This window comes from Pseudovibrio sp. POLY-S9 (genome assembly GCF_001431305.1).
GTDB lineage: Bacteria > Pseudomonadota > Alphaproteobacteria > Rhizobiales > Stappiaceae > Pseudovibrio.
Window position 1 is genome coordinate 69,526 of sequence record NZ_LCWX01000086.1, and the last position, 6,813, is coordinate 76,338.

At 52.8% G+C, this 6,813-nt stretch carries 9 protein-coding genes; 3 read left to right on the plus strand and 6 right to left on the minus strand.

Annotated features, from left to right (window positions below; translation table 11 throughout):
* Positions 1-100 precede the first annotated feature (100 nt).
* Together ruvA and ruvC are read right to left on the minus strand one after the other, a co-directional pair.
* Positions 101-715 carry a Holliday junction branch migration protein RuvA gene (gene ruvA / locus PPL9_RS06815; protein ID WP_057461983.1) on the minus strand — a complete coding sequence of 205 codons (615 nt, stop codon included), beginning with the start codon at positions 713-715 and terminating at the stop codon, positions 101-103.
* Positions 712-1,212 (minus strand): crossover junction endodeoxyribonuclease RuvC, encoded by a 501-nt coding sequence (gene ruvC / locus PPL9_RS06820; RefSeq protein WP_057462055.1) that lies wholly within the window; start codon positions 1,210-1,212, stop codon positions 712-714. The genes ruvA and ruvC overlap by 4 nt, the downstream gene beginning before the upstream one ends.
* 144 nt (positions 1,213-1,356) lie before the next feature.
* On the opposite strand from ruvC, the gene PPL9_RS06825 reads away from it, so the two are divergent.
* The 3 genes from PPL9_RS06825 to PPL9_RS06835 all read left to right on the plus strand — a co-directional run bounded on the left by PPL9_RS06825 (position 1,357) and on the right by PPL9_RS06835 (position 3,689).
* Positions 1,357-2,112: a sulfite exporter TauE/SafE family protein gene (locus PPL9_RS06825; protein ID WP_057461984.1), complete on the plus strand. Its 756-nt coding sequence runs from the start codon at positions 1,357-1,359 to the stop codon at positions 2,110-2,112.
* A 187-nt stretch (positions 2,113-2,299) separates the two neighbouring features.
* Positions 2,300-3,061 carry a sulfite exporter TauE/SafE family protein gene (locus PPL9_RS06830; RefSeq protein WP_208980554.1) on the plus strand — a complete coding sequence of 254 codons (762 nt, stop codon included), beginning with the start codon at positions 2,300-2,302 and terminating at the stop codon, positions 3,059-3,061.
* A 130-nt stretch (positions 3,062-3,191) separates the two neighbouring features.
* Entirely contained in the window at positions 3,192-3,689 is a 498-nt protein-coding gene (locus tag PPL9_RS06835; protein WP_057461985.1) for an Lrp/AsnC family transcriptional regulator, read from the plus strand.
* A 4-nt stretch (positions 3,690-3,693) separates the two neighbouring features.
* Here PPL9_RS06835 and PPL9_RS06840 read toward each other — a convergent pair whose 3' ends face one another.
* The 4 genes from PPL9_RS06840 to PPL9_RS31160 all read right to left on the minus strand — a co-directional run.
* Positions 3,694-4,278 carry a hypothetical protein gene (locus PPL9_RS06840; RefSeq protein WP_057461986.1) on the minus strand — a complete coding sequence of 195 codons (585 nt, stop codon included), beginning with the start codon at positions 4,276-4,278 and terminating at the stop codon, positions 3,694-3,696.
* Positions 4,279-4,436: 158 nt separating this feature from the next.
* Positions 4,437-5,180, minus strand: a complete 744-nt coding sequence (locus PPL9_RS06845) for a YebC/PmpR family DNA-binding transcriptional regulator (RefSeq protein ID WP_057461987.1) — start codon at positions 5,178-5,180, stop codon at positions 4,437-4,439.
* Positions 5,181-5,415: 235 nt separating this feature from the next.
* Positions 5,416-6,252: a TIGR00282 family metallophosphoesterase gene (locus PPL9_RS06850; RefSeq protein WP_057461988.1), complete on the minus strand. Its 837-nt coding sequence runs from the start codon at positions 6,250-6,252 to the stop codon at positions 5,416-5,418.
* 242 nt (positions 6,253-6,494) lie between these two features.
* Positions 6,495-6,813, minus strand: a 319-nt coding sequence (locus PPL9_RS31160) for a 5-formyltetrahydrofolate cyclo-ligase (protein ID WP_280139024.1), incomplete at its 5' end; no start/stop codon positions are given.

Genomic DNA, 6,813 nt, shown 5'->3' on the forward strand with positions numbered 1-6,813 from the left:
GCCTGTCCGGTAAAGTCATCCAGCGTTTGCGGACGCGTTCCGCTGTCAATCTCGTCGCCCCGAATTTCAGGAGTAACAAGGCGATCCTCACCCTCATTCATTACGCAAGTTCCTTAAGGCCGAGGCGAATAAGTTTTTCAGCGCTTGCATCTTCACCTGCTGTTTTCACAGCAGCTGCCACAGCAGCTGAAGCCTGAGCAGGCTGATAACCGAGATTGGAAAGAGCCGAGACAGCATCTGCCACAGGCCGGGACGCCACATTTTCCGCAACGCTTTGGGAAACAGCAATGGTGTCATCTTCAACAGAGGCAAAGGCAGGCGCCTTGTCTTTCAGCTCTGTCACGATACGCTCAGCAACGCGCTTGCCAACGCCCGGCGCCCGTGTGATCGCAGTCTTATCGCCCAGCGCAATCGCGTTCGCCACTTCAGTCGCGCGCATGATGCCTAAAATGCCCAGCGCAACCTTTGCCCCAACACCCTGAACGGTCATGAGAATGCGGAACCATTCACGCTCATTGTCCTCGGAAAAACCGAAGAGCTTGATCATATCCTCACGGACCATGGTCTCAATGGCCAGCACAGCAGCTTCGCCGACACGCGGCAATTGTTGCAACACGCGAGAAGGGCAATGCACCTGATAACAAACACCCTGCACATCCAGCAGTACAAAATCATCGCCGTAACTGTCGACGACACCCTTGAGTTTCCCGATCATTTCAAACGCGCCTCCGCTGCGGCCAGACGGCCCGTTACACTACCCCGATGATGACTATGGCAGATCGCAATCGCCAGTGCATCCGCCGCGTCGTCCGAATTAAACGTCGCCTTCGGCATCAACACCTTCACCATCATCCGGATTTGCTCTTTTTCCGCGTGTCCGGTTCCCACCACGGTCTTTTTCACCAGGTTCGGAGCATATTCTGAAACCACGAGATTGTGCAGAGATGGCACAAGCAGAGCGATCCCCCTCGCCTGCCCCAGCTTAAGCGTAGCTCCGGCATCCTTGTTCACAAACGTATTCTCAACCGCAGCCTCAGAAGGATCATAGCGTTCAATCACTTCTTGCAAGCCAGTGTACAACTGCTTGAGCCGTTCTGCGAGGGAGTACTTGCTGTTGGATTGTATCGTGCCGCTTCCAATGAAGCTGACGCGATTACCTCTGGCATCAATAATGCCCCAACCAGTGTTCCTGAGGCCAGGGTCAACACCCATGATTCGAATTGAATGATCCATAGAACAAACCGGTAACGAAAAATCTCCGAAGACGCTAGCCGGTAACCTCAACCAATCGCTTAATCCGTTAAAATTCAGGAGTAATCCACGCGTTCCTGCAAATCCTGCAGGTAAGGACCCGGTATGATTGAAGCATTGTCTGCACACTCCGCCTTGCAGTTGTGTCTGGTGGCTGGAGCCATCCTTTTGGCAGGTTTGATGCGTGGATTTGCCGGGTTTGGTTCAGGTATGGTCTGGATCCCCCTCGCTGCACTGGTCATTGGCCCAAAACTCGCTGCAGCTGCCCTACTCATCCTCGACACCATAGTCGCGCTGCCACTCATTTTCCCGGCAACCAAGTTGTGCCGATGGAAAAGCGTCGTGCCTGCCGCCATTGGAGCGATCCTTGCCGTTTCTGTCGGCGCATGGATCCTCGCCAACGCACCACCCATCATTCTGCACTGGGGCATATCCATCGTAGTGCTCGCGCTGCTGGCTGTCCTCATGTCCAACTGGACCTATTCAGAGGAACCCAGCCGTAAACAGAACCTCGGTGTCGGTGCACTCTCGGGCCTGCTTGGTGGCTTCAGCCAGATGCCATCCATCCCCATCTACACACTTTGGGCAGCCGGCCCCCATCCACAAAACGTAATCCGCGCTAACATGATCGTGTTTATCGCGATAGCTGACGTCTCCGCGTATGCCTCCTACGCTTACAACGGCCTTTTCACAAAAGAACTCATCCCGATCCTGATCATCGCAGGTCCAATCTATCTGGGCTGTCTTATGTTTGGTGCGAAAGCCTTCAAAAGCGCACCACCTACGTATTTCAAATGGGCCGCAAAAGGCATCATCTTCCTCGCTGCGGTCGTTTCCCTGCCATTCTTCCACGACCTCTAGCCATACCTGCCTCACTCAATTTCCCGCAGTTTCACAAGGCTAAAGGGCAAATTGCGATGTCCTCCAGAGGGTAATTGAGAAATTCTCGACAATTCCTCCAATTGTCCCGATTGGAGGAAGGCACCTTCGTAACTTATAGTCCGCACAACTAGGAAGCCTAAAACCGACCTTCTCAGCAGAGGCATATATGCTCCCAGACGTCGCAGGACTCGAATCCCCGGCCTTTTTGATGGTGTGCGCAACTATAGCGCTCGCCGGGTTGACCCGTGGGTTTGCCGGCTTCGGTGCCGCGATGATCTACATGCCCATCGCTTCAGCCATTATGGAGCCAAAGCTGGCCGCCGCCTCCCTTCTCATGGTCGATGCAACAATCTCACTCCCCATGGTGGTCTCAGCCACCAAAATCTGCGACTGGAGAACCGTCCTTCCAGCAGCAGGAGGGGCAGTGATCACCGTATCTATCGGCGCATGGGTACTCACGAATGCCGATCCCTACGTTTTGCGCTGGGTTCTGTCCGGTGTGGTACTCCTCCTGCTAATCATTTTGATTTCGGGGTGGCGTTACACCAAGGCACCCAACAAGCGCACCTCCTTTGGGGTTGGCGCAGTTTCCGGCCTGCTCGGTGGCATGACACAACTGGCTGGCCCTCCAGTCATCACCTATTGGATGTCTGGCCCCCTGCCCGTCAGCGTCATTCGCGCCAACCTGATCACCTACTTCTTCTTCACCAGTTTCGGCTCATTTGCGGCGTTCTGGTGGAATGGCCTGATCACACAGGAGCTGCTGCTCCTCTCGCTCCTGATCTGCCCGGCATACGGCCTGAGCATCTATTTGGGAGCCAAAGGCTTCTCACTATCAAGCGGTCGCTCGTACCGCGCACTCGCTTATTCACTCATCTTGGGAGCCGCCATCACAAGCATGCCAATTTTGGATGGAATTCTCAGATGACCTAAGACCATACACACACGTTGATAACGGCCACAAGAAGCCAAGAACAACCGACACATCTTGCGAAACAAAGAAAAACAACTTAGTTTCCGCAATAATATCCCTATTAACAGACGAAAAAACCAAATTTATGCCAAAATCATCGCTTGACAAGATTGACCTAGAAATCCTGAAGAATCTTCAGGAGGACGGTCGCCTAACCAACGTAGAGTTGGCAGGTAAAGTTGCCCTATCCCCATCTCCATGCCTGCGCCGCGTCAAAAACCTCGAAGACAGCGGCGTGATCAACGGCTATCAGGCATCCGTGAATCGCAAGACTGTTGGTCTTGGCATGACGGTCTTTGTTGAAATGCGCGTAGGCAAACAAAGCAAAGCGCAGATCATGTCAATCATCGAGCGCGTCACCTCTCAGCCAGAGGTCGTATCTTGTCATCTGGTCTCAGGTCAGTCTGATATCCTTGCTGAGATCGTTGTCCCAACGCTGGAAGCCTACGACGTCTTCCTCTCTGACTTCCTGATGTCACTGGACGGCGTCGAAGATGTACGCTCCAACTTTGCAATCCGCACACTCAAGGCAAACGGCGCATTGCCACTGCAGCATTTGGAATCCATCATCGACGATGATTAATCAATCAGGAGGCATCCTCGTTCTTACCTGAGCCGGTAACGATCTGCGCCATACTGACAAGCTCGGAAATTCTGTCCTGAAGGAAGTTGCTGTTTTGAGCGATGAGCAGCATCTGTCTTTGATAAAGGCAGAACAGATACGCACCGACACAAAGCCCCAATCCGATAAAGGAGAGGGGCTGCCCGAGCAAAGCAAGGCCGATATAGAGCAAAGGTGGGAACACAGTCACAGTGACTGAGCACAGGGATACCCACCACTCTCCCTTATGAAAACCATTGATCGGCATGGTTAGAATAACAGCTGTCGCAATCAGACAGCGCTCTTTCATTGTCCGGGCAATGTTCACTGCCTGCCGCAGATACAGCGCCGTCAACAAGCCAGTTATTGTCAGCACATACGGTGCACTGAGCACACAAAAGCCGTAGACCCGCGCCACCAATGGTGCCCTCTCCTCCCAAACACCGGAAGGCGTTTCCAGCACGGCACCAAGAACCAGCAGAGCGGCATAAGCAATCGCCAGCAAATGCAGCCGCCATGCTGAGCCGATAGCATGCTCAATCACGCGAACCTTGTCGTTTTCCTCACTCACGAACCTGCCTCAACCCTGATCATAGTCGCAAAAAGGTTTCACAGAGCCCCAACGAAGCCAACTCCATTGAAATCAGGGGCACCCTCACAAAACAAGCACGCAACAAAAAAGGCGGCACGCAAAACGCACCGCCTTTAAAACTTAGTCAGAAAACAGGCTTAGCCGAGCTTTGCCATGATTTCCTCTGAGATATCGAAGTTAGAGAAGACGTTCTGCACGTCATCATCATCTTCCAGCGCATCCATCAGCTTCATGATGGTGCCAGCTTTCTCTTCGTTCACTTCTACAAGATTCTGCGGCTTCCAGATGATCTTTACAGACTCAGCTTCGCACAGCGCTTCTTCCAGCGCCTTGGAAACGTCGGAGAGATCCTCGAAGGCACAGATAATGGTGTGGCCGTCTTCATCGCTCTCAACGTCATCAGCACCAGCTTCAATGCCAGCTTCCATGACGGTGTCCGCATCACCAGCTTCAGGCTTGTAAACAAGCTCGCCAACACGATCGAACATGAAGGAAACAGAACCGGTTTCCCCCATGGAACCACCGTATTTGGTGAAATAGGAGCGCACATTTGCAGCAGAGCGGTTTTTGTTGTCAGTCAGGACTTCAACAATAATCGCGGTGCCGCCCGGGCCATAACCCTCATAGCGAATCTCGGTATAGTCAGCACCTTCACCAGCCTGAGACTTTGCGATCGCGCGGGCAATGTTGTCCTTCGGCATGGACTGGGCCTTCGCGTTCTGCACAGCAAGGCGCAGGCGAGGGTTTTTGTCCGGGTCAGGATCACCCATCTTCGCAGCAACGGTAATCTCTTTGGAAAAGCGAGAGAACAGTTTGGAACGTACAGCATCCTGACGCCCCTTGCGGTGCATGATATTTTTGAATTTTGAATGTCCGGCCATAGGTCTTCCCGGCTTGTGTTTGCAAATAAAACTTATAGCTCAAAGGAGTGCTCACCAAGCCGCTGATAGCTTGGACAGCGCTCTCCCCGACACGCATGTCGCCAAAACGTCGAGCAAATTTGATGAAAGCTTATAAGACGCTTACACGACAAAATCCAGAGCAAGAAACCGCGAGAGAGCTCCCGACCTTCCTCTTCCCTACCAATCAACGTGTAAGCATGACGTATATTCAGGCTTAGCTGTTTGCTGCGCTTGGCCAGAATGGTGGGATAATCTGCGACAAACGCCCGCCAATCCGTACTGGAGAGACATGCTTGGCCAGACCCGTGCGGTCATCCGTCTCAACAGCAACACCACAAACCGTTGCTTCACCCAATGCAGGTGTAAAACGGCTGCCATTTACTTTGCGCAGGAAGCGGTTGACCGGTTCTTCCTTATCCATACCCAAAACAGAATCGTAATCGCCGCACATACCCGCATCGGACATATAAGCCGTACCGCCCACCAGAACCTGATGATCAGCAGTTGGAACATGCGTATGGGTGCCAACAACCAGAGAGGCACGGCCATCACAGAAATGACCCATCGCCTGCTTTTCACTGGTCGCTTCGGCGTGCATATCAATAATGATCGCATCAGCCATTGCGCCCAGCGGGCAGTCTGCCAGAATTTTGTCGATAGCAGCAAACGGACAATCCAGCGCATCCATGTAAACGCGGCCCATCACATTCACTACCAGCACGTCAGCACCGTTTTTGGCACGGTAAAGGTTTGCGCCCTTACCCGGTGTACCTGATGGATAGTTTGCAGGGCGCAGCAAGCGGTTCTGACGCTCAATGTAAACAAGCGTATCGCGCTGATCCCAAATGTGGTTGCCAGTGGTAACAACGTCAGCACCAGCATCCAGTACATTTTCAAGAATTTCTTCGGTGATACCAAAGCCTGCTGCGGAGTTTTCGCCGTTCACAACGACAAAATCCAATTGGTTGTCTTCAACAAGTTGAGGCAGTTCATCAGTCGCAGCGTTGCGACCAGCGCGCCCAACAAGATCCCCAAGAAACAGCAGCTGCATTTATACACCCTTTCAGACGTATCCCCGAAATGCCCGCTCGGCTTTCTATCAGGACACGCACAAAACAAACCGTAGAACATGACGCGTAACTGCATTTAAACGCGAGACATGCCCTGCCACGTATTCCAGACCTAAGGCTTTATAATGAAAGAATACGCGCACATCATTTGGACCAAAGCAGACCCGCCAGCTCTCGAGCATTTCATGCAAATCGCAGAAGGCCCAGTGCCTGACAAATCACTCTAATCACCAGCTTTCAGAAGCCCATGATCTGTCAGGATTCCATCCAATTGACGATCATGCGGTTCCATCGGAACCTCTTCTACCTCTTGAACCGCAAATGCAACCCCAATCGCAGTGAGATCGGTAAGTTTTTCCAGATCACTCAATGCATGGTCGTAAAAACCTTTGCCATATCCGATCCGGTTGCAATCCCCATCAAAGGCAGAGAGCGGCACCAGCACCACATTGGGGTGCACAACCTCCGCTTCAGGCCCCGGTGCCATACTGCCAAAACCCGCCGGTTCCAGCGGCCCGCCCTTATCCAGACGGCGAAACTCA